The 20,878-nt window shown below is 68.2% G+C and carries 20 protein-coding genes; 18 read left to right on the top strand and 2 right to left on the bottom strand.

Translation table 11 applies throughout. The features are described from left to right. Positions 1–8 precede the first annotated feature (8 nt). Positions 9–677, top strand: coding sequence for a methionine ABC transporter permease (locus tag C6Y44_RS14915; protein WP_016696053.1), 669 nt, complete (start codon positions 9–11; stop codon positions 675–677). Between the two features lie 36 nt (positions 678–713). On the opposite strand, the gene C6Y44_RS14910 is transcribed toward C6Y44_RS14915, so the two are convergent. Continuing rightward, the gene (locus tag C6Y44_RS14910; RefSeq protein ID WP_192378483.1) at positions 714–1,745 is read right to left on the bottom strand and encodes an iron-siderophore ABC transporter substrate-binding protein; all 1,032 of its coding nucleotides are present in this window, start codon (positions 1,743–1,745) and stop codon (positions 714–716) included. A 302-nt stretch (positions 1,746–2,047) separates the two neighbouring features. On the opposite strand from C6Y44_RS14910, the gene C6Y44_RS14905 reads away from it, so the two are divergent. The 17 genes from C6Y44_RS14905 (at position 2,048) to C6Y44_RS14825 (ending at position 19,749) form a co-directional block, all read left to right on the top strand. Continuing rightward, a complete protein-coding gene (locus C6Y44_RS14905) occupies positions 2,048–2,329 on the top strand; it encodes a hypothetical protein (protein ID WP_225623573.1) in 282 nt (93 codons plus the stop codon). Positions 2,330–2,409: 80 nt separating this feature from the next. After that, the gene (locus C6Y44_RS14900; RefSeq protein ID WP_080678464.1) at positions 2,410–2,814 is read left to right on the top strand and encodes a response regulator; all 405 of its coding nucleotides are present in this window, start codon (positions 2,410–2,412) and stop codon (positions 2,812–2,814) included. A gap of 259 nt (positions 2,815–3,073) precedes the next feature. After that, complete coding sequence (locus C6Y44_RS14895; protein WP_016935086.1) at positions 3,074–3,433, top strand: NADH-quinone oxidoreductase subunit A; 360 nt, start codon at positions 3,074–3,076, stop codon at positions 3,431–3,433. Positions 3,434–3,533: 100 nt separating this feature from the next. Continuing rightward, positions 3,534–4,088, top strand: coding sequence for a NuoB/complex I 20 kDa subunit family protein (locus tag C6Y44_RS14890; RefSeq protein WP_088898408.1), 555 nt, complete (start codon positions 3,534–3,536; stop codon positions 4,086–4,088). Then, positions 4,085–4,801, top strand: coding sequence for an NADH-quinone oxidoreductase subunit C (locus C6Y44_RS14885; RefSeq protein WP_088898407.1), 717 nt, complete (start codon positions 4,085–4,087; stop codon positions 4,799–4,801). Before C6Y44_RS14890 ends, C6Y44_RS14885 begins: the two co-directional genes overlap by 4 nt. Then, positions 4,798–6,102, top strand: a complete 1,305-nt coding sequence (locus tag C6Y44_RS14880) for an NADH-quinone oxidoreductase subunit D (RefSeq protein ID WP_088898406.1) — start codon at positions 4,798–4,800, stop codon at positions 6,100–6,102. Before C6Y44_RS14885 ends, C6Y44_RS14880 begins: the two co-directional genes overlap by 4 nt. Further along, positions 6,099–8,285, top strand: a complete 2,187-nt coding sequence (gene nuoF / locus C6Y44_RS14875; RefSeq protein ID WP_159418090.1) for an NADH-quinone oxidoreductase subunit NuoF — start codon at positions 6,099–6,101, stop codon at positions 8,283–8,285. The genes C6Y44_RS14880 and nuoF overlap by 4 nt, the downstream gene beginning before the upstream one ends. Continuing rightward, positions 8,282–10,753, top strand: coding sequence for an NADH-quinone oxidoreductase subunit G (locus C6Y44_RS14870; protein ID WP_159418091.1), 2,472 nt, complete (start codon positions 8,282–8,284; stop codon positions 10,751–10,753). The genes nuoF and C6Y44_RS14870 overlap by 4 nt, the downstream gene beginning before the upstream one ends. After that, positions 10,750–12,051 (top strand): NADH-quinone oxidoreductase subunit NuoH, encoded by a 1,302-nt coding sequence (gene nuoH, locus C6Y44_RS14865; protein ID WP_192378482.1) that lies wholly within the window; start codon positions 10,750–10,752, stop codon positions 12,049–12,051. The genes C6Y44_RS14870 and nuoH overlap by 4 nt, the downstream gene beginning before the upstream one ends. Next, complete coding sequence (nuoI, locus tag C6Y44_RS14860) at positions 12,051–12,596, top strand: NADH-quinone oxidoreductase subunit NuoI (RefSeq protein ID WP_088898402.1); 546 nt, start codon at positions 12,051–12,053, stop codon at positions 12,594–12,596. Before nuoH ends, nuoI begins: the two co-directional genes overlap by 1 nt. Continuing rightward, complete coding sequence (locus tag C6Y44_RS14855; RefSeq protein ID WP_159418093.1) at positions 12,593–13,384, top strand: NADH-quinone oxidoreductase subunit J; 792 nt, start codon at positions 12,593–12,595, stop codon at positions 13,382–13,384. The genes nuoI and C6Y44_RS14855 overlap by 4 nt, the downstream gene beginning before the upstream one ends. Then, complete coding sequence (nuoK, locus tag C6Y44_RS14850) at positions 13,381–13,680, top strand: NADH-quinone oxidoreductase subunit NuoK (RefSeq protein WP_006554035.1); 300 nt, start codon at positions 13,381–13,383, stop codon at positions 13,678–13,680. Before C6Y44_RS14855 ends, nuoK begins: the two co-directional genes overlap by 4 nt. A gap of 58 nt (positions 13,681–13,738) precedes the next feature. Beyond that, positions 13,739–15,631 (top strand): NADH-quinone oxidoreductase subunit L, encoded by a 1,893-nt coding sequence (nuoL, locus tag C6Y44_RS14845; RefSeq protein WP_159418094.1) that lies wholly within the window; start codon positions 13,739–13,741, stop codon positions 15,629–15,631. 13 nt (positions 15,632–15,644) lie between these two features. After that, positions 15,645–17,336 carry an NADH-quinone oxidoreductase subunit M gene (locus C6Y44_RS14840; protein ID WP_159418095.1) on the top strand — a complete coding sequence of 564 codons (1,692 nt, stop codon included), beginning with the start codon at positions 15,645–15,647 and terminating at the stop codon, positions 17,334–17,336. After that, on the top strand, positions 17,333–18,937 hold the full coding sequence (gene nuoN / locus C6Y44_RS14835) for an NADH-quinone oxidoreductase subunit NuoN (protein ID WP_192378481.1): 1,605 nt from the start codon (positions 17,333–17,335) through the stop codon (positions 18,935–18,937). Before C6Y44_RS14840 ends, nuoN begins: the two co-directional genes overlap by 4 nt. 64 nt (positions 18,938–19,001) lie before the next feature. Next, entirely contained in the window at positions 19,002–19,523 is a 522-nt protein-coding gene (gene msrA, locus C6Y44_RS14830; protein WP_159418097.1) for a peptide-methionine (S)-S-oxide reductase MsrA, read from the top strand. An 85-nt stretch (positions 19,524–19,608) separates the two neighbouring features. Further along, on the top strand, positions 19,609–19,749 hold the full coding sequence (locus C6Y44_RS14825; protein WP_174246920.1) for a hypothetical protein: 141 nt from the start codon (positions 19,609–19,611) through the stop codon (positions 19,747–19,749). A 95-nt stretch (positions 19,750–19,844) separates the two neighbouring features. On the opposite strand, the gene C6Y44_RS14820 is transcribed toward C6Y44_RS14825, so the two are convergent. Then, on the bottom strand, positions 19,845–20,720 hold the full coding sequence (locus tag C6Y44_RS14820; protein WP_159418098.1) for a cyclopropane mycolic acid synthase family methyltransferase: 876 nt from the start codon (positions 20,718–20,720) through the stop codon (positions 19,845–19,847). Between the last annotated feature and the right edge of the window lie 158 nt (positions 20,721–20,878).

Genomic DNA, 20,878 nt, shown 5'->3' with positions numbered 1-20,878 from the left:
CAGGCGCGATGAACAAACTGCAGTGGTACGACGCCTTCCCGGAGGTGTGGGAAGCCACCCTCGAGACGCTCTACATGGTTGCGGTGTCCTTCGTGCTCACCGTCGTCGGTGGTGTGTTGGTCGGGATCGTGTTGCAGTTGACGTCACCGTCCGGGCTGTGGCCCCGCAGGACGCTCAACACCGTCCTCGGCGTGATCGTCAACCTGTTCCGGTCGCTTCCCTTCCTCATCCTGCTGATCGCGCTGATCGGGTTCACCCGCTTCATCGTGGGTACCGCGATCGGGCCGACCGCGGCGATCGTGCCGTTGACCATCGGTGCCATCCCGTTCTTCGGCCGGATCGTCGAATCCGCTCTGCGGGAGGTGCCCCGGGGCCGGGTCGAGGCGGCCCAGGCGATGGGAGCCACCAACGCGCAGATCGTGCGCAAGGTGCTGTTGCCCGAAGCGCTGTCCCCGCTGATCGCCGGTGCCACCCTCACCCTCGTGCTGCTGGTGGGCTATTCGGCCATGGCCGGTGTCATCGGTGGTGGCGGTCTCGGCGACTTCGCGATCGTCTACGGCTACCAGCGGTTCAACACGCCGGTGCTGTTGCTCGCGGTGGTCGTCCTCATCGTGATGGTGCAGATCATGCAGTCGATCGGTGATCTGATGGTCCGCAGGCTCGCGCACCGGCGGTGACGCCCGAGAGCCGGGCGCACCACCGGTGCGTCCGGCTCAGCGGTCGAGCTTCGCGATCGCCTCGTCGACGAGCGGGACGTAGCGGTCGATCGACCACGGCACGGTGAGCGGATTGATCATCGACGATCCCGTGACGAACGGCTGTTCCTCCGGCGCGACGAGCGACCCGCGCGCAATCGCCGGAATCTGCTGGTAGACGGGCTGCGATTCGATCTCCGCGCGGTTCGCCGGGTCGGAATAGAACGTGAAGATCAGATCCGAGTCCTTCAGCAGTCCGGCGTTCTCGAGCCCGATGACCGCCGAGTCGGTGCCCTCGGTCTCCTCGAGAGTGTTCGCGACCGGGTCGACCGTCAGCCCCAGTCCGCGAACCATCGCCACGCGCTGCTCGTCGGGCATGAACACGCCCAGCGTGCCGGGGCCGGTGTTGTAGATATAGGAGAACGTCACGCCGGCGTATTCGGGGTGCGCGGCCGCAGTGCGTTCGAAGGCGTCCTCGATCCCGGTGATCAGATCCAGTGATTCGTCGTGCTTGCCGAGCGCGGTGCCGATGGTCTCGATCTGGTCCTGCCAGGTGATCGTCCACGGCAGTTCGGGATAGGCGACGGTCGGAGCGATCGCCGACAGCAGGTCGTACTGCTCCTGCGTGATCCCGGACCACGGCGCGAGGATGACATCCGGGGCGAGTCGGGCGATCGCCTCGACGTCCACCTCGGTGCCGCCGGTGAACTGCTCGGGCAGCGGCTCGCCGCGTTCGGTCAGTTCCTCGTGGATCCAGGGCAGGTATCCCGTTTCGTCGCTGCCCCAGGGATATTCCTCCATCCCCACCGGGGTGACGCCGAGGGCGATCGCCGTCTCGGCCGAGCCCATCCCGAGCGTCACGACCCTCTGGGGCTGCGCGTCGATCTCGGCGGTGCCCAGTGCGTGCTCGGTCGCGACGGGTTCGAAGTCGCCTGTCGGAGAGCCGTTCGAGTCGTCGCCACTGCCGGCCGAGCACGCGGTGAGCGCGACGGCGGCGGCGACGAGTACGACTACCGCGCGCGGCCCGCGGCGCTGGGATCGGAATTTCATGAGTACCTCTCAGTGATGGGGGCCATGTCGAGAGGTGAGCCTAACCTTCCGGCCGGGCGGCGGGTTACCGACAGATTTCGGGGCGGTCCCCAACTTCGTGATGTCCCACAAACAGATCACGAGACGGATGTCACATTTGATAGTATTCTGTTATCGAAACCGCTCACGGCCCGAGCGGGAGGGGGGACGGCCGCACTCGGCCACCGCGGGGGTTCGCTCATCACCGACGATTCGTCGACCGGGAACGATGAGTGGATGCGGGGGTACGGGATGCGTCGTTCCGGGGAGGAACGGAGATGCTCATGGTTGCATCCACGGACAAGAAGTCCGATTCGGTGCCACGCTCGAATCGGCGGATTCTCGCGATCATCGCGCTCACGGGAATGCTCACGATCGGATTCCTGGCTGCGGTGTTCACCGGGTCGTATCTGATCGGTGCCGCATTCGCCATGCTCACCGGCGCGTGCATCGTGCTGGCGCACCTGATGATCGCGCCCGCCTCGATCATCCACGACGACGAGACGGAGACGGCCATCCGTCCCGAGATCCGCGAGCGGTGGCATCCGCTCGGTAGCGGATCCTGAGCTCGTCCCGGCCCGCCGATGTCGCGGCGCCACCGCGACACGCGGGTTCCCCGGACGGGCGGGTGTGCTCGGTTAGCATCTTGCCCGTGACCGACTCGCTGCGCATCCTCGTCTACAGCGACGATGCGACCGTGCGGCAACAGGTTCGTGATGCCCTCGGTACCCGCCTGCACCCGGATCTGCCTCCCCTCGACTACGTCGAGGTCGCGACACCGCCGGTCGTCGTCGAACGCATGCACGCCGGCGACATCGCACTCGCCGTGCTCGACGGTGAGGCCGCCCCCGCCGGCGGCATGGGTCTCGCGAAGCAACTCGAGGACGAACTCGACTCGTGCCCACCGATCATCGTGTTGATCGCCCGGGCCGACGACGAATGGCTGGCCCGCTGGTCCGGCGCCGAGGTGGCGCTGCGTCATCCCGTCGACCCGATCCGGCTCGGCCGCCAGGTCCTCGCTCTGCTCACCCCTCGCTCCCGCCCCTCCTGACCCTTCCGGCGCGCGACCGCCCGGCCGCGAACTCGTATGCGGGGCCGGAGAATCTACTCTCCTTCCGGTTGTGGAGCAGCCCGACACGCCGCCCCGAATCGAGGGCGTGAAATCGCGACAAGTCCGACGCGAACAGCACTAGTGTGTGCCGTAACTCACAACCCGGAGCCGGGGTGGAACCGCCCGGTGCACGGCGGGGGTGGGTTCGCGGGCGACGAGCAGACCCGCGGCCGGATTCGCGCGAGCAACCGGAGGTCGCATGAACGCTTACGTACCGATCCTGGTACTCGGTGGCATCGCGCTTGCCTTCGCCGTCTTCTCCGTCGCGGTGGCGAGCCTCGCGGGCCCGAGCCGGTACAACCGCGCCAAGCTCGATGCGTACGAGTGCGGTATCGACCCCACACCCCAGCCGGTGGGAGGTGGCCGCTTCCCGGTGAAGTACTACCTCACCGCGATGCTGTTCATCATCTTCGACATCGAGATCGTCTTCCTGTACCCGTGGGCGGTCCATTTCGACGCACTCGGCGTCTTCGGTCTGGCAGCGATGGCGCTGTTCATGTTCAACGTCTTCGTCGCCTACGCCTACGAGTGGAAACGAGGAGGCCTGACATGGGACTGACGACCCGCATGCACAGCGGGATGTCCTGCATACGAAGGGGTTCCGCGAGCGGACGGCCGGGCATCGGGTGCCCGGTCCGATTCCGGGGGAGGTGAGGACGATGGGCATCGAGGAGAAGGTCCCCAGCGGTTTCCTGCTCAGTACCGTCGAGACCCTCGCCGGTTTCGCACGGAAGGGCTCGTTGTGGCCGGCGTCCTTCGGGCTCGCGTGCTGCGCCATCGAGATGATGGCAACCGCCGGCGGCCGCTACGACATCGCTCGCTTCGGCATGGAGGCCTTCCGGGCCTCGCCGCGACAGGCCGACGTGATGATCGTCGCCGGCCGCGTCAGCCAGAAGATGGCTCCCGCACTGCGCCGCGTCTACGACCAGATGGTCGAACCGAAGTGGGTGCTGGCGATGGGCGTGTGCGCCTCGTCGGGCGGGATGTTCAACAACTACGCGATCGTCCAGGGGGTCGACCACGTCGTCCCCGTCGACATCTACCTCCCGGGCTGCCCGCCCCGGCCCGAGATGCTCCTGCACGCCATCCTCGCCCTGCACGAGAAGATCGCGCAGATGCCCCTGGGTGTGAACCGGGTCGAGGCGATCCGCGCCGCCGAGGAAGCAGCCCTGGCCCAACGCCCCCTCATCGAACTGACGGTGCCGCCGCGATGACCGATCTCGAACGGACAGGATCCGACCACGACGACCGCGCCGACGAGGTGATCGCCGTGCGGCGCGGCATGTTCGGTGTGCGCGGATCCGGCGACACAAGCGGCTACGGCCGTCTCGTGCGCCGGGTGACGCTGCCCGGCAGCACCGAACGTCCCTACGGGGGGTACCTCGACGACCTCGTCGACACGCTCGAGGACGTCCTCGACGAGCGGTCCGGCGACACCGGGACGGGCTACGCGCAGGCGGTCGAGAAGGTCGTCGTGCACCGGCACCAGCTGACCGTCTTCGTCCGCCGCGAACATCTGCCGCTCGTGGCCCGCACCCTGCGCGACCATGCGGACCTCCGATTCGAGCTGTGCCTCGGGGTCAGCGGGGTGCACTATCCGCAGGAGACGGGCCGCGAACTGCACGCGGTGTATCCGCTCGTCTCGATCACCCACAACCGCCGGATGCGGCTCGAGGTGGCGATCCCCGACAGCGACCCGCACGTCCCGTCGCTCTACCGCATCTACCCGACGAACGACTGGCACGAGCGCGAGACCTACGACTTCTTCGGGATCGTCTTCGACGGGCACCCCGCGCTCACCCGCATCGAGATGCCCGACGACTGGCGCGGACATCCCCAACGCAAGGACTACCCTCTCGGCGGAATCCCGGTGGAGTACAAGGGCGCCCGGATCCCACCACCCGACGAACGGAGGGCGTACACGTGACGAGCGAACCCGCGACCGAGACCGTCTTCGACGCCGTCGGACGCGACTGGGACGACATCACCGCTGCCGTACGCGACAGCGGTGAGGACCACATCGTCGTCAACATGGGACCCCAGCACCCGTCCACCCACGGAGTACTGCGCCTGATCCTCGAGATCGACGGCGAGACCGTCACCGAGGCCCGCTGCGGAATCGGCTATCTCCACACCGGAATCGAGAAGAACCTCGAATTCCGCAACTGGACCCAGGGCGTCACCTTCGTCACCCGCATGGACTACCTCGCCCCGTTCCACAACGAGACGGCCTACTGCCTCGGCGTCGAGAAACTGCTCGGCATCGAGGATCTCGTCCCCGACCGCGCGCAGGTCGTGCGGGTGATGCTCATGGAACTCAACCGCATCTCCTCACACCTGGTGGCGCTGGCCACCGGCGGCATGGAACTCGGTGCGACCACGCCCATGCTGTTCGGCTTCCGCGAACGCGAACTGATCCTCGACGTCTTCGAGACGATCACCGGACTGCGGATGAACCACTCCTACATCCGGCCCGGCGGACTGTCCCAGGACCTGCCCGACGAGGCCGTGCCGATGATCCGCGACCTGCTCGCCCTGCTGCCCGGCCGCCTCGCCGACCTCGAAGCCCTGTTCACCGACAACCCCATCTTCATCTCGCGTACCCGCGACATCGGCTGCCTCGATCTCACCGGTTGCATGGCCCTCGGCGTCACCGGACCGATCCTGCGATCCACCGGCCTGCCCTACGACCTGCGTCGCGCCGAACCCTACTGTGGCTACGAGACCTACGAGTTCGACGTCGTCACCGCCGAGGGATCCGACTGCTACGCCCGCTATCTCGTCCGGATCGGGGAGATGCGCGAATCGTTGAAGATCGTCGAACAGTGCCTCGACCGGCTCCGTCCCGGACCGGTGATGGTGCAGGACGGCAAGATCGCCTGGCCGTCGAAACTGCAGCTCGGACCGGACGGACTCGGCAACTCGCCCGACCACATCCGTCACATCATGGGCGAGTCGATGGAGGGCCTGATCCACCACTTCAAGCTCGTCACCGAGGGCATCCGCGTCCCGGCGGGACAGGTCTACATCGGCGTCGAATCGCCACGCGGCGAACTCGGCGTCCACATGGTCAGCGACGGCGGCACACGCCCCTACCGCGTGCACTACCGCGACCCGTCGTTCACGAATCTGCAGGCCGTCGCGGCGATGTGCGAAGGCGGCATGGTCTCCGACGTGATCGCCGCCGTCGCCAGCATCGACCCGGTGATGGGGGGAGTGGACCGATGAGCACCGAATTCGTGCGCGCCGCGGGTGCGGAGACCACCGGCACCGCGGCCACGAGCGAGACCACCGCCGCCGTGCCGATGACCGAACCGGCCGGACGCGAACCCGTCCTCGTCCCGCTCGGGCCGCGACCCGACGAGGACACCTATCTCACCCCACCCGACGCACCGCGCCGCTATCCCGACGACGTGCGTGCCCGCCTCGACGCCGACGCCGACCGGATCGTCGCGCGCTACCCGCAGCCCCGATCGGCGCTGCTGCCGCTGCTGCACCTCGTGCAGGCGGAGGACGGGTACATCACGCCGGCCGGCATCGAGTTCTGCGCCCGGCGGCTCGGACTCACCGGCGCCGAGGTCGCCGCCGTCTCGACCTTCTACACCATGTACCGCCGCTCGCCGACCGGCCGCCACCACGTCGGGGTGTGCACGAACGCGCTGTGCGCGACGATGGGCGGCGACGAGATCTTCTCCGCCCTGTGCACCCGGCTCGGCATCGGACACGACGAAACCACCGCCGACGGCGCGATCACCCTCGAACACATCGAATGCAACGCGGCGTGCGACTACGCCCCGGTGATGACCGTCGACTGGGAACTGTTCGACAACCGCACCGTCGACTCCGCGATCGAACTCGTCGACGACCTGCTCGCCGGCGGCACACCCACACCGACGCGCGGCGCCCCGCTGCGTAACTTCCGCGACACCGCGCGCCTGCTCGCGGGGATCCCCGACGACCGGCCCGGTGCGCTCGAGGCCGCCGGTACCGCCGGACCGGCCTCCCTCGCCGGGCTCGAGGTCGCCCGCAAGCACGACATGCGGGCACCGGAACCACCGGAGAAGGACGAGGTCGTCGTCGCCGTCGGGAAATCACCGACGGGTCTGACCCCCGTACTCACCCGCTACTGGGACGAGGACCAGGCGTGGACCCTCGACGCCTACCGGCGGCACGGCGGATACGAAGCCCTGCCCATCGCCCTCGGGATGGACCCGGATACGGTCATCGCCGCGGTGAAGGACTCCGGGATCCGCGGTCGCGGCGGCGCCGGATTCTCCACCGGCACCAAGTGGTCGTTCATCCCCCAGGGCGACGACAAGCCGCACTATCTCGTCGTCAACGCCGACGAATCCGAACCGGGCACCTGCAAGGACATCCCGTTCATGCTGGCCACCCCGCACGCCCTCGTCGAAGGCGTGATCATCGCCGCCTACGCGATCCGCGCCCGGCACGCGTTCATCTACCTGCGGGGGGAGGCCGTCCCGGTGCTGCGGCGCCTGCACGCCGCGGTCGCGGAGGCCTACGAGGCCGGCTATCTCGGACGCGACATCCTCGGCTCCGGATACGACCTCGAACTCGTCGTCCACGCCGGTGCGGGCGCGTACATCTGCGGTGAGGAGACGGCGCTGCTCGACTCCCTCGAGGGACGCCGCGGCCAACCACGCCTACGTCCACCCTTTCCCGCCGTCGCCGGCCTGTACGCGTGCCCGACCGTCGTCAACAACGTCGAGTCCATCGCGAACGTCCCGCTCGTCATCCGCAACGGTGTGGACTGGTACCGCTCGATGGGCACCGAGAAATCACCGGGATTCGCGATGTTCTCGCTCTCCGGGCACGTCACCACCCCCGGCCAGTACGAGGCCCCGCTCGGCATCACGCTGCGGGAGTTGCTCGGCTACGCCGGAGGTGTGCGCGCCGGCCACCGGCTCAAGTTCTGGACACCCGGTGGCTCGTCGACCCCGATCTTCACCGACGAACACCTCGACGTCCCCCTGGACTACGAGAACGTCGCCACCGCCGGGTCGATGCTCGGGACCCGGGCCCTGCAGATCTTCGACGAGACCACCTGCGTCGTCCGCACGGTGCTGCGCTGGACCGAGTTCTACGCCCACGAATCCTGCGGCAAGTGCACCCCGTGTCGCGAGGGCACCTGGTGGCTCGTGCAGATCCTCGAGCGGCTCGAACACGGGCGGGGCACCGAAGCCGACCTGGAGAAGCTGCTCGACATCTCCGACAACATCCTCGGCCGGGCATTCTGCGCCCTCGGGGACGGCGCCACCAGCCCGATCACCTCGTCGCTGAAGTACTTCCGCGACGAATACGTCGCCCACTTCGAGCACGGCGGCTGCCCGTTCGACCCGCACCTGTCGACGCTCGCCGCCGACACCCCCGCGGAAGGAGGCGAGCGATGACCGCCGTGTCCGGTGCCGGAGCGGAGAAATCCGAGACCACCGACCTCGTGAACGTCACCATCGACGATACCGAGATCGCCGTGCCCAAGGGCACTCTCGTGATCCGCGCCGCCGAACTGATCGGGGTCCAGATCCCGCGGTTCTGCGACCACCCGCTGCTCGAACCGGTCGGCGCGTGCCGCCAATGCCTCGTCGAGGTCGAGGGGCAGCGCAAACCGCTCGCCTCCTGCACCTCGGTGGTCACCGACGGGATGGTCGTGCGCACCCAGTTCACCTCACCCGTGGCCGACAAGGCCCAGCGCGGCGTGATGGAACTGCTGCTCATCAACCATCCGCTCGACTGCCCGGTGTGCGACAAGGGCGGCGAGTGCCCGTTGCAGAACCAGGCGATGTCCAACGGACGCGCAGAATCCCGTTTCGAGGACACCAAACGCACCTACCCGAAACCCATCGCGATCTCCTCGCAGGTGCTCCTCGACCGCGAACGCTGCGTGCTGTGCGCGCGCTGCACCCGCTTCGCCGACCAGGTCGCGGGCGACCGGTTCGTCGACATGCTCGACCGCGGGGCGCTGCAGCAGGTCGGCATCTACACCGAGGAACCGTTCGAGTCGTACTTCTCCGGCAACACCGTCCAGATCTGCCCGGTCGGTGCGCTCACCGGCGCCGCCTACCGGTTCCGCGCCCGCCCGTTCGATCTGGTCTCCACACCGAGTGTGTGCGAACACTGCGCGAGCGGCTGCGCCCAACGCACCGACCACCGTCGCGGAGTCGTGCTGCGCCGCCTCGCCGGGGACGACCCCGAGGTCAACGAGGAATGGAACTGCGACAAGGGGCGGTGGGCGTTCACCTATGCCACCGCCGACGACCGCCTCACGACGCCGCTCGTCCGCGACGACACCGGAGCGCTCGTTCCCGCATCGTGGATCGAGGCGCTCGGCGTCGCCGCCCGCGGCTTGGCTGCGGCGCGCGGTAGGGCCGGGGTCCTCACCGGTGGCCGGCTCACCGTCGAGGACGCCTACGCGTACGCGAAGTTTGCGCGAACGACGCTCGGCACCAACGACATCGACTTCCGCAGTCGAGCCCTGTCGGGGGAGGAGACGGACTTCCTCACCTCGCGGGTCGCCGGACGGCGCCTCGACGTCACCTACCGCGACCTCGACCGCGCGCCGGCGGTGCTCCTCGTCGGATTCGAGCCGGAGGAGGAGTCGCCGATCGTCTTCCTGCGGCTGCGCAAGGCGGTCCGGCGGAACAGGCTGCAGGTCTTCACGATCGCACCGTTCGCCTCGCGCGGTGTCCACAAGCTGTCGGGCCGGGTCGAACAGTGCGTCCCGGGCGACGAGGCACGCGCGCTCGACGCGATCCGCACCGGCGCATCCGCCGATGCCGCGGCGGCGCTCGGGACTCCCGGTGCGATCGTGCTGGTGGGGGAGCGGGCCGCAGCATCGCCCGGCACGCTGTCCGCCGCTGCGGCCCTCGCCGACGAGACCGGAGCCCGCCTCGCGTGGATCCCGCGCCGCGCCGGTGATCGCGGAGCACTCGAAGCCGGCGCCTTCCCGACCCTGCTGCCCGGTGGTCGCCCGATCGGCGACCCGCAGGCCCGGCGCGACATCGAGTCGGCGTGGGGTCTACCGGCCGACACCCTGCCGTCGGAGGCGGGCCGCGACACCGACGCCATCCTCTCCGCGGCCGCCGAAGGTGATGTGGCTGCGCTCGTGGTCGCCGGCGTCGACCCCGCCGACCTGCCCGACCCCGATGCCGCACTCGCGGGTCTCGACGGTGCCGGCTTCGTCGTGAGTCTGGAAGTGCGACGCAGCGCGGTGACCGACCGCGCCGACGTCGTCTTCCCCGTCGCGCCGGTGGTCGAGAAGGCCGGGAGCTTCCTCGACTGGGAGGGACGCGAACGTGCCTTCCCGATCGCCCTCCGCGACACCGGAGCACTGCCCGACCACCGGGTGCTCGCGGCGATCACCGACGCGATGGACCTCGACGGAGGCCTCGACGATCCCGGCCCCCACGACGTCGAGACCCTGCGTCACGAACTCGCGGAACTCGGACGATGGATGGGCACCGTTCCCGAATCGCCGGGAGTGTCCCCGCGACCCCCACGACGTCCCGTTCTCGGGGAAGCGGTCCTCGCCACCTGGCGGATGCTCCTCGACGCGGGCCGGTTGCAGGACGACGAACCGCACCTCGCCGGAACCGCGCACGAACCCGTCGCCCGTCTGTCGGCCGCAACTGCTGCGGAGATCGGCGCCGCCGACCATCATTCGCTCACCGTCTCCACCGAGCGCGGCTCGATCACGCTGCCGCTGGTGGTCGACGACCTGCCCGACCGTGTCGTCTGGCTGCCCACCGCCTCGCCGGGATCGATGGTGCACGTCGATCTCGGTGTCACCGCCGGTGACGTGGTGCGGATCCGGGCCACCGCCACGACGGGCTCCGGATCGGCCGAGGAGGATCCGCGATGAGCGTCACCGCCCAGCCCGTGGACCTGTCGATGTTCGGCATCGACCCCTGGTGGCTCGTCGTCGTCAAGGCCGTGGCGATCTTCGCGTTCCTCGTCCTGACGACCCTCGTGATGATCCTCGCCGAACGCAAGATCATGGCCTGGATGCAGATGCGGGTCGGACCCGACCGGGTGGGACCGAAGGGACTGTTCCAGACCGTCGTCGACGGTCTGAAACTCGCGCTCAAGGAAGGCATCATCCCGACCGGGGTCGACAAGCCGATCTACATGCTCGCCCCGATCATCGCGACGGCCCCGGCGTTCATGGCGTTCGCGGTCATTCCCTTCGGGCCGGAGGTGTCGATCCTCGGGAACCGGACGCCGTTGCAGCTGACCGATCTTCCCGTCGCGGTGCTCTACGTCCTGGCGATCACCTCCGTCGGCGTCTACGGGATCGTGCTCGCCGGCTGGGCCTCGGGTTCGACCTATCCGCTGCTCGGTGGTCTCCGCTCGACCGCGCAGGTCATCTCCTACGAGATCGCGATGGGACTCGCGTTCGCCGCGGTCTTCCTGCAGGCGGGCACGATGTCGACCTCGGGCATCGTCGCCGCGCAGAACGACCTGTGGTTCGTCGTGCTGCTGCTGCCGTCCTTCCTGGTGTACTCGGTGTCGATGGTGGGGGAGACCAACCGCGCTCCCTTCGACCTGCCCGAGGCCGAGGGCGAACTCGTGGGCGGTTTCCACACGGAGTACTCGTCGCTGCGGTTCGCGATGTTCATGCTCGCGGAGTACGTCAACATGGTCACCGTCTCCGCGCTCGCGACCACCCTGTTCCTCGGTGGCTGGCACGCGCCGTGGCCGCTGACGCTGTGGAGCGGCGCGAACTCGGGCTGGTGGCCGCTGCTGTGGTTCGTGATCAAGGTGTGGGTCGTGCTGTTCGTCTTCGTGTGGCTGCGCAGCACCCTGCCGCGACTGCGCTACGACCAGTTCATGGCCCTGGGCTGGAAACTGCTCATCCCCGTTTCGGTGGTGTGGGTGATGATCGTGGCCGCGCTGCGCATCCTCGACACCGACGACGTCCTGCCCGGCACCGCGAGCCTCATCGTCGCCGGGGTGCTGTCCACCGCTCTGCTGTTCGCCTACCTCACCCTGCAGGGGCGGCGGACCCGGCGCATCGCACAGGCGACGGAACCACCCGCCGGCGTCGACGAGGAGTTCGACGCCATGGCCGGGGGCTTCCCCGTGCCGCCACTACCTGCTCGGTCGAGCACCCGATCGAGTCCGCCCGCCCCGGCGGGTCGTCTCCCAGGAGGATCGTGATGGTCGAATTCCGCGGCCCGCTCGCCGGTTTCGGTGTGACGCTCACGACGATGTTCAAGAAGCCCAACACTGAGCAGTATCCGGAGCAGAAGAGACCCACCGCCCCCCGCTATCACGGACGCCACCAGCTCAACCGGTATCCGGACGGACTCGAGAAGTGCATCGGCTGCGAACTGTGCGCGTGGGCCTGCCCCGCCGACGCCATCCACGTCGAGGGCGCCGACAACACCGACGAGGAGCGGTACTCGCCCGGCGAACGGTACGGGCGCGTCTACCAGATCAACTACCTGCGGTGCATCGGCTGCGGATTGTGCATCGAGGCGTGCCCGACCCGCGCGCTGACGATGACGAACGAGTACGAGATGGCTGCCGACAACCGCACCGACATGATCTACGAGAAGGACCGCCTGCTCGCGCCGCTCGAACCCGGGATGCAGCCACCCCCGCATCCCATGGCACCCGGCGCCACCGACGAGGACTACTACCGGGGCACGATCCCCGTCCCGGAATACGCGTCCGCCGCCGACGGGGAGGAACACCGGTGACCACCGCGCTGCTCGCCGCCGAACTCACCACGACCTCCACCGGGGAGGCCGTGCAGTTCTGGATCCTCGGTGCCGTCGCGGTACTCGGGGCGCTCGGTGTCGTCATCGCCCCGAAGGCCGTGTACTCGGCGCTGTTCCTCGCGATGACGATGATCGTGCTCGCCGTCTTCTACATCGCGCAGGACGCATTGTTCCTCGGTGTGGTGCAGGTCGTCGTCTACACCGGCGCCGTGATGATGCTGTTCCTGTTCGTGCTCATGCTCGTCGGTATCGATTCCGCCGACTCCCTCGTCGAAACCATCAAGGGACAGCGCGTTCTCGCGATCGTCGTGGCGATCGGCTTCGCGGTGATGCTCATCGGTGGCATCGGGAACACCGCGGTCTCCGGCTTCGCGGGACTCGACGCCGCCAACGCCGGCGGCAACGTCGAGGGCCTGGCGGTGCTGCTGTTCATCGACTACGTCTGGGCGTTCGAACTCACCGGAGCGCTGCTCATCACCGCCACCGTCGGTGCGATGGTGCTCGCCCACCGGGAACGACTGCAGCCGAGGCAGACCCAACGCGAACTCGCCGCACGCAGATTCCGCGAAGGAGAGCGGGTCACACCGCTGCCGGCCGCGGGCGTCTATGCCCGCCACAACGCCGCCGACGTCCCGGCCCTGCTCCCGGACGGATCGTTCTCCGAACTGTCGGTCGGTGAGCTGCTCGGCCGCATCGGACGCGACTGGGACCACACCGAACTCGGCCTGCGCGAACCCGACGACGACGCGAGGAAGGACCGGCGATGAACCCCGAGAACTATCTCTACCTGTCGGCACTGCTGTTCACCATCGGCGCTGTGGGAGTCCTCCTGCGCCGCAACGCCATCGTCGTGTTCATGTGCGTCGAGTTGATGCTCAACGCCGCCAACCTGGCCTTCGTCACCTTCGCGCGGATGCACGGCAACCTCCACGGACAGGTCTTCGCCTTCTTCACGATGGTCGTCGCGGCCGCCGAGGTCGTCGTCGGCCTCGCGATCATCGTGACCATCTTCCGGACGAGGCGATCCGCCTCCGTCGACAACGCCGACCTGCTCAAGTACTGACGACCCCTACGAGGACGGTGAGTGTGAGAGCCCACGACGAACCGAGAGGACACGCGGCATGACTTCGTTCCTGAACTCGGCGCTGTGGACGATACCGGCACTGCCCCTGGCCGGCGCGTTCGTTCTGCTGCTCTTCGGGCGTCGCAGCGACCGCTGGGGACATCTGCTCGGATGCGCCACGGCGATCGCCTCGTTCGTCGTCGGCGTCGTCATGTTCGCCGGACTGCGCGGACTCGACGCGAGCGAGAGACTCGCGCAGCAGACCGTGTTCACCTGGGTGCCGGTCGGAGAACTGCAGGTCGATCTCGGACTGCGGCTCGACGCGCTGTCGATCTGCTTCGTACTGCTCATCACCGGCGTGGGCTCGCTGATCCACCTCTATTCGGTCGGCTACATGGCACACGATCCGGAGCGCCGGAAGTTCTTCGCCTATCTGAACCTGTTCCTCGCGGCGATGCTGGTGCTCGTCCTCGCCGACAACTTCCTCGTCCTGTACCTCGGATGGGAGGGCGTCGGTCTCGCTTCGTACCTGCTCATCGGATTCTGGCAGTACAAGCCCACCGCCGCGACCGCCGCGAAGAAGGCGTTCGTCGTCAACCGCGTCGGCGACATGGGGCTGCTCGTCGCCCTCATGATCATGTTCGCGACCTTCGGCAGCCTCGACTACGACACGGTCTTCACCGCGGTACCCGCGGCGAGTGAGGGCACCGTGACCGCGATCGGCCTGTGCCTGCTCCTGGCCGCGTGCGCGAAATCCGCCCAGCTGCCACTGCAGTCGTGGCTCGGCGACGCCATGGAGGGCCCCACCCCGGTCTCCGCGCTCATCCACGCCGCCACGATGGTCACCGCCGGTGTCTACCTCGTCGTCCGCGCGAACGCGATCTTCGACGCCGCACCGGCCGCACGACTCGCGGTGGTGATCGTCGGCGCCGCGACACTGCTCTTCGGCGCGATCATCGGCTGCGCCAAGGACGACATCAAGAAGGCGCTCGCCGCGTCGACCATGAGCCAGATCGGCTACATGGTGCTCGCCGCCGGACTCGGCCCCGCCGGGTACGCCTTCGCGATCCTGCACCTGCTCACCCACGGCTTCTTCAAGGCCGGACTGTTCCTCGGCGCCGGCTCGGTGATGCACGCGATGAACGACGAGACCGACATGCGCCGCTACGGCGGACTGCGCGCGGTCATGCCGATCACCTTCGCCACCTTCGGGCTGGGCTACCTCGCGATCATCGGCATCCCGCCGTTCGCCGGGTTCTTCTCCAAGGACAAGATCATCGAAGTGGCCTTCGCCGCCGGCGGTGTCGAAGGCATCGTGCTCGGTCTCGTCGCGCTGCTCGGTGCGGGGCTGACCGCCTTCTACATGACCCGCGTGATGATCCTGACCTTCTTCGGCGACCGGCGATGGGCGCCCGACGCCACCCCACACGAGTCGCCGGCCTCGATGACCTGGCCGATGATCGCTCTCGCCGTGGGCTCGGTCGGTGCCGGCGGGTTGCTGGTGCTCGGTGGCGCGTTGCAGCACTGGCTCGAACCCGTCGTCGGCTACGACCATCACGAAGGTGGTCTGCCCGTCTGGCTCGTCACCACCCTCACGCTGGCGGTCGTGCTCGCCGGTGTCGCCGTCGCGTACCGGCAGTACGTGCGCGCACCGGTCCCGGAGACGGCCCCCGAGGCGGTGTCGGTGCTCACCGTCGCCGCACGTCGCGACCTCTACGGCGACGCCGTGAACGAAGCGGTGTTCATGCGTCCCGGTCAGGGTCTGGTGCGCGCCCTCGGCGCCGTGGAATCCACCGGCATCGACGGCTCCGTCACCGGTGCCGCCACCGGGATCGGTGCGCTCTCGCGCGGACTGCGCCTGCTGCAGACCGGCTTCGTCCGTTCGTACGCGTTGTACATGTTCGCCGGCGCGACCGTCGTGGTCGGTGCGCTCGTCCTGGTGACGCTGTGATGGGGGTGTACTGATGACCACCGTTCCCTGGTTGACGATCCTGTGGGTGCTCCCGCTGCTCGGCGCCGCCGCGATCATGGCTCTGCCCGCACGCTTCGGTTCCGCCGTCCGGTCGATCGCCCTCGCGGTGTCGATCGCCGTTCTCGTGGTCGCGGTGATCGTCGCCGTCGGATTCGACCGCGGGGGAGAGCGTTTCCAGTTCGTCGAATCGCACGACTGGATCCCCTCGTTCGGCGCAGGCTACCGGCTCGGCGTCGACGGCATCGCCCTGGTGCTGGTCCTGTTGACCGCCGCGCTCGTGCCGTTGCTCCTGGCCGCCGGGTGGCACGATCACCGCGCCGCCGACGAGGAGGCCGGCGCGGCCCGCCCGCGTTCCGCGCACACCTACGTGGCGCTGATCCTGCTCGTCGAGTCGATGGTGCTCGTGTCGTTCACCGCCCTCGACATCCTGCTGTTCTACGTCTTCTTCGAGGCGATGCTCGTCCCGATGTACTTCCTCATCGGCGGGTTCGGTTCGCCGAGGACACCGCGCGCCGACCGGGCACGCGCCGCCGTGAAGTTCCTGCTGTACAACCTGCTCGGCGGACTGGTGATGCTCGCCGCGTTGATCGGGCTGTACGTGGTCACTGCCCGATCCGGGCTGGGGGAGACCGCGGGTGTGGGCACCTTCGACGTCCGGACCGTCACCGCCGCCGCCGTCTCGGGGGACCTCGACGCGACCCCCGCCGTGCTCGGTGCACTGTGTTTCGGTTTCCTCGTCGCCTTCGCGGTGAAGGCCCCGCTGTGGCCGCTGCACGGGTGGCTACCCGACGCGGCGGTGCGGACCACGCCGGTCGCGGCGGTGCTCATGATGGCCGTGGTCGACAAGGTCGGCACCTTCGGCATGCTGCGCTACTGCCTGCAGCTCTTCCCCGACGCCTCGGTGACCTTCGCACCGGTCGTGGTGACCCTCGCCGTCATCGGCATCGTCTACGGCGCCGTGCTCGCGATCGGTCAGACCGACGTGATGCGCCTGATCGCCTACACCTCGATCTCGCACTTCGGGTTCATCGTCCTCGGCATCTTCGCCCTGACCTCGCAGGGGCAGGCCGGCTCGACGCTGTACATGGTCAACCACGGGATCTCCACGGCCGCACTGTTCCTCATCGCCGGTTTCCTCGTCTCGCGGCGCGGAGACCGCACCATCGCCGCCTACGGCGGGGTGCAGAAGGTCGCTCCGGTCCTCGCCGGGACCTTCCTCGTCGCCGGACTGGCGACCCTGTCCCTGCCCGGGCTCGCGCCGTTCGTCAGCGAGTTCCTCGTCTTCGTCGGCACCTATCCGCGCTACCAGGTGGCCGCGGTGATCGCGACACTCGCGCTCGTGCTGTCCGCGCTCTACGTGCTGTGGCTCTACCAGCGCATGATGGGCGGACCCGTGCGCCTGCCCGGTGGGGACGACGGTGACGACGGGAACGACGGTGCCGAACACGCCCGCAGGCTCTCCGATCTCGTGCCTCGTGAGGTCGCGGTGGTCGCGCCGCTGATCGCATTGCTGCTCATCCTGGGGATCTACCCGAAACCCGCGCTCGACGTCATCACCCCCGCGGTCGACGACACGCTCGTCTCGATCGAGATCTCCCGGCCGGAACCGGTGGTGCCCGCCGAGCGACCCGTCGCCGAGAGTGGTGTTCCCGCCCACGGTTCCGAGGAAGGTGAAGCCGAATGAACCCCTCCGAGGGCATCGTCGTTCTTGCCGCGTCGATTCCCGCCCCGGCGATCGACTACGGACTGATCGCACCGATCCTCATCGTCTTCGCCGCGGCCGTCGTCGGTGTGCTGGTCGAGTCCTTCGCGCCGGCCTCGGCACGCTATCTCGCCCACGTGCTCCTGACGACGGGCGCGCTCGTGGCGGCGTTCGTTGCCGTCGTGATGCTCGCGGGAACCCGTGCGACCACCCTGTCGGGGGCGGTCGTGATCGACGGACCGGCGCTGTTCCTGCAGGGATCGGTCCTGATCGTGGCGGTGCTGTCGGTTGCGCTCGTCGCGGAACGGAGTATCGAACAGGTTCGCACGCAATCGGTTTCCCGCGCCGCGGTCGGTGCGCATCTCGACGCTTTCGCGCCCCAGGCGTCGGCGATTCCGGGCACCGCGGCCGAACGGCAGGCGCTCGCGGCGGGTGGCGCGCGCACCGAGGTCTTCCCGCTCATGCTGTTCGCGGTGGGCGGGATGCTCGTCTTCCCGGCCTCGAACGACCTGCTGACGATGTTCGTCGCGCTCGAAGTGCTGTCGCTGCCCCTGTATCTGCTGTGCGGTCTGGCGCGGCGCCGCCGGTTGCTTTCCCAGGAAGCGGCACTGAAGTACTTCCTGCTGGGCGCGTTCTCGTCGGCGTTCTTCCTGTACGGGGTGGCGATGCTCTACGGCTATGCCGGGACCGTCCATTTCGGCGGTATCGCCCTGGCGATCGACACCGGTGCGGGCAGCGAGACCACCGCGCTCGTCGGGGTGGGTCTGCTGGCCGTCGGGTTGCTCTTCAAGATCGGGGCGGTGCCCTTCCATTCGTGGACGCCGGACGTCTACCAGGGCGCACCGACCCCCGTGACGGCGTTCATGGCCGCCGCCACGAAGATCGCCGCCTTCGGTGCACTGCTGCGCGTGCTCTACGTCGCGGTCCCCGGTTCCGCCGACCAGTGGCGGCCGATCCTGTGGGCCGTCGCGATCGCGACGATGGTCGTCGGCGCGGTCCTCGCGGTGACGCAGAACGACATCAAGCGCATGCTCGCGTACTCGGCGATCAGCCACACCGGATTCGTGCTCACCGGCGTCGTGGCCGGCACCGCGTCCGGGATCTCGTCGACGCTGTTCTATCTGCTCGTCTACGGGATCGGGACGGTCGGTGTGTTCGCCGTGGTGACTCTGGTGCGCGACCCGGACGGCGAGGCATGGGAGCTGTCGCGCTGGGCCGGTGTCGGGCGACGCTCCCCGTTGCTCGGCGGGGCGTTCGCGCTGTTCCTGCTGTCGCTGGCGGGCATTCCGCTCACCAGCGGGTTCATCGCGAAGTTCGCGGTCTTCGGCGCGGCGATCGAGGGCGGTGCGGCTCCGCTCGTGATCGTCGGCGTGCTGATCAGCGCGATCGCCGCGTACTTCTACGTGCGGGTGATCGTGCTGATGTTCTTCACCGACCCGACCGACGACGCCCCGCGGCTCGCGACCTCGACCGTGGCGACGAGCGCGGCGATCGCGTTCGCGGCGGTGGCGACGGTGCTGCTCGGCATCCTGCCGCAACCCGTCCTCGACCTCGCCGAGCGGGCGGCGGTGTTCGTGCTCTGACCACGAACGTGCGCGGTGGGAATGCCGCGGCCCTCGTATCGGTTCCACCTCCCGAGGAGGCGTAATGACCGATACACGCAAGGCGATTCTGGCAGGCGGATGCTTCTGGGGTATGGAGGAGCTGATCCGGAGGCAGCCCGGGGTGGTGTCGACACGGGTCGGCTACACCGGTGGGCAGAACGATCACCCCACCTATCGCAACCATCCGGGGCACGCGGAGTCCGTCGAGATCGTCTACGACCCCGCACGCACCGGCTACCGGGCACTGCTCGAGTTCTTCTTCCAGATCCACGACCCGACCACCCTGAACCGGCAGGGCAACGACGTCGGGGCGTCCTACCGCTCTGCGATCTTCTACCTCGACGACGAGCAGAAGCAGGTCGCGGTGGACACGATCGCAGACGTCGAGGCATCGGGCCTGTGGCCCGGCACGGTGGTCACCGAGGTGACTCCCGCGAGCACCTTCTGGGAGGCCGAACCCGAGCACCAGGACTATCTCCAGCACTACCCGAACGGGTACACCTGCCACTTCCCGCGGCCGGGCTGGAAGCTGCCGAACAGTCGCATCGCCGACGCGACGAACTGAATCACGCGCACGGGTGGTTCCTTCCGCGGATCCGTATCGTGGAGGTACAGGTTGTGACGCCACTGCGGAGGAGTGCTCGATGGGAATGTTCGGCAAGGCTATGAAGAGCGCCGCCGTGGTCAAGGCGATCCAGGTCGTCCGACGCGAAGCGGCCAAGCCGGAGAATCAGCGCAAGGCCAAGGAGATGCTCACCAAGCTGCAGCAGAAGCGCCGCGGCTCGCACTGATCTGCCTCTCGCCGATCCGTTGTCCACCCGGGCAGCGGATCGGCGTGCAGGCTCACCGGATTCGTTCTGCCTCCGGTCCCGCTCGGGACCGAGCCTCAGCGGTGCGGCTGCTTCACGAGGGTGAACTGCTGGACGTCGATGAGGCGACGCCGGAAATTCGCTGCGCACCCGGTGAGGTATCTGATGTATCGCTGGTAGACCTCCTCCGAGGCCATCCGCACCGCGTCGTCGCGACGCGCCTCGAGGGCTCGCGCCCACAGGTCGAGCGTGCGGGCGTAATGGGGTTGCAGGGACTCGATGTTCTGCACCCAGAAACTGTTGCGTTGTGCGCCGGTGATGACCAGGTCCCGGTCGGGGAGCTGCCCTCCGGGGAAGATTTCCCTCATGATGAAACGCAGGAACAGTGCGTCCTCGCGGGTGACCGGCACCTTCATCGCCTCGAGCTGGGCGCGGGAATGACCGACGATGGTGTGCAGCAACATCCTGCCGTCGTCGGGCAGGATGCGGGAGGCGCGGTCGAAGAAGCTGTCGTACCGCTGTCGGCGGAAATGCTCGAACGCACCGATGCTGACGATGCGGTCCACCGGCTCGTCGAATTCCTCCCAGCCTTGTAGACGCACTTCCGCGGTACGGCCGCCGGACGACATCGCCGAGAGCAGACCGGACACGTGTTCGTACTGGTTGCGGCTCAACGTCAGACCGATGACGTGCACGTCGTATCGCTCCGCCGCCCGCATCATCGTCGAGCCCCAACCGCAGCCGATGTCCAGCAGTGTCATCCCGGGTCGGAGATCGCACTTGCGGAGAGAAAGATCGACTTTCGCGATCTGGGCTTCCTCGAGGCTCATGTCGTCGCGCTCGAAGTAGGCGCAACTGTACGTGCGCGTGGGGTCGAGGAACAGTTCGAAGAAGTCGTCGGACAGGTCGTAGTGGGTTTGCACCTGCTCGTAGAACGGCGTCAGCTTCTGCATTCGGACCTGCTCTCCGCGAGGAGTGGGACGCGAGTTGCCGTGTCGGCGTCGACGCATCCCGGGGGCACACCGCTATCGGTCGATAGTGCTCCGGCGGAGTGCTTTCTCACACGAGAACGGCGATTCCTGGGGCAGTTGTCCGACTCGGGCACACGAGT

It is taken from the genome of Rhodococcus rhodochrous, from assembly GCF_014854695.1.
Taxonomy (GTDB): Bacteria; Actinomycetota; Actinomycetes; order Mycobacteriales; family Mycobacteriaceae; genus Rhodococcus.
This window is presented reverse-complemented; position numbering and strand designations above follow the sequence as displayed.

Excerpts from the sequence above, each read along its gene's own strand:
- C6Y44_RS14915 (WP_016696053.1), top strand. The coding sequence starts at position 9 with ATGAACAAACTGCAGTGGTACGACGCCTTCCCGGAGGTGTGGGAAGCC.
- C6Y44_RS14910 (WP_192378483.1), bottom strand. The coding sequence starts at position 1,745 with ATGAAATTCCGATCCCAGCGCCGCGGGCCGCGCGCGGTAGTCGTACTC.
- C6Y44_RS14905 (WP_225623573.1), top strand. The coding sequence starts at position 2,048 with ATGGTTGCATCCACGGACAAGAAGTCCGATTCGGTGCCACGCTCGAAT.
- C6Y44_RS14895 (WP_016935086.1), top strand. The coding sequence starts at position 3,074 with ATGAACGCTTACGTACCGATCCTGGTACTCGGTGGCATCGCGCTTGCC.
- C6Y44_RS14890 (WP_088898408.1), top strand. The coding sequence starts at position 3,534 with ATGGGCATCGAGGAGAAGGTCCCCAGCGGTTTCCTGCTCAGTACCGTC.
- C6Y44_RS14885 (WP_088898407.1), top strand. The coding sequence starts at position 4,085 with ATGACCGATCTCGAACGGACAGGATCCGACCACGACGACCGCGCCGAC.
- nuoF (WP_159418090.1), top strand. The coding sequence starts at position 6,099 with ATGAGCACCGAATTCGTGCGCGCCGCGGGTGCGGAGACCACCGGCACC.
- C6Y44_RS14870 (WP_159418091.1), top strand. The coding sequence starts at position 8,282 with ATGACCGCCGTGTCCGGTGCCGGAGCGGAGAAATCCGAGACCACCGAC.
- nuoH (WP_192378482.1), top strand. The coding sequence starts at position 10,750 with ATGAGCGTCACCGCCCAGCCCGTGGACCTGTCGATGTTCGGCATCGAC.
- nuoI (WP_088898402.1), top strand. The coding sequence starts at position 12,051 with ATGGTCGAATTCCGCGGCCCGCTCGCCGGTTTCGGTGTGACGCTCACG.
- nuoK (WP_006554035.1), top strand. The coding sequence starts at position 13,381 with ATGAACCCCGAGAACTATCTCTACCTGTCGGCACTGCTGTTCACCATC.
- nuoL (WP_159418094.1), top strand. The coding sequence starts at position 13,739 with ATGACTTCGTTCCTGAACTCGGCGCTGTGGACGATACCGGCACTGCCC.
- C6Y44_RS14840 (WP_159418095.1), top strand. The coding sequence starts at position 15,645 with ATGACCACCGTTCCCTGGTTGACGATCCTGTGGGTGCTCCCGCTGCTC.
- nuoN (WP_192378481.1), top strand. The coding sequence starts at position 17,333 with ATGAACCCCTCCGAGGGCATCGTCGTTCTTGCCGCGTCGATTCCCGCC.
- msrA (WP_159418097.1), top strand. The coding sequence starts at position 19,002 with ATGACCGATACACGCAAGGCGATTCTGGCAGGCGGATGCTTCTGGGGT.
- C6Y44_RS14825 (WP_174246920.1), top strand. The coding sequence starts at position 19,609 with ATGTTCGGCAAGGCTATGAAGAGCGCCGCCGTGGTCAAGGCGATCCAG.
- C6Y44_RS14820 (WP_159418098.1), bottom strand. The coding sequence starts at position 20,720 with ATGCAGAAGCTGACGCCGTTCTACGAGCAGGTGCAAACCCACTACGAC.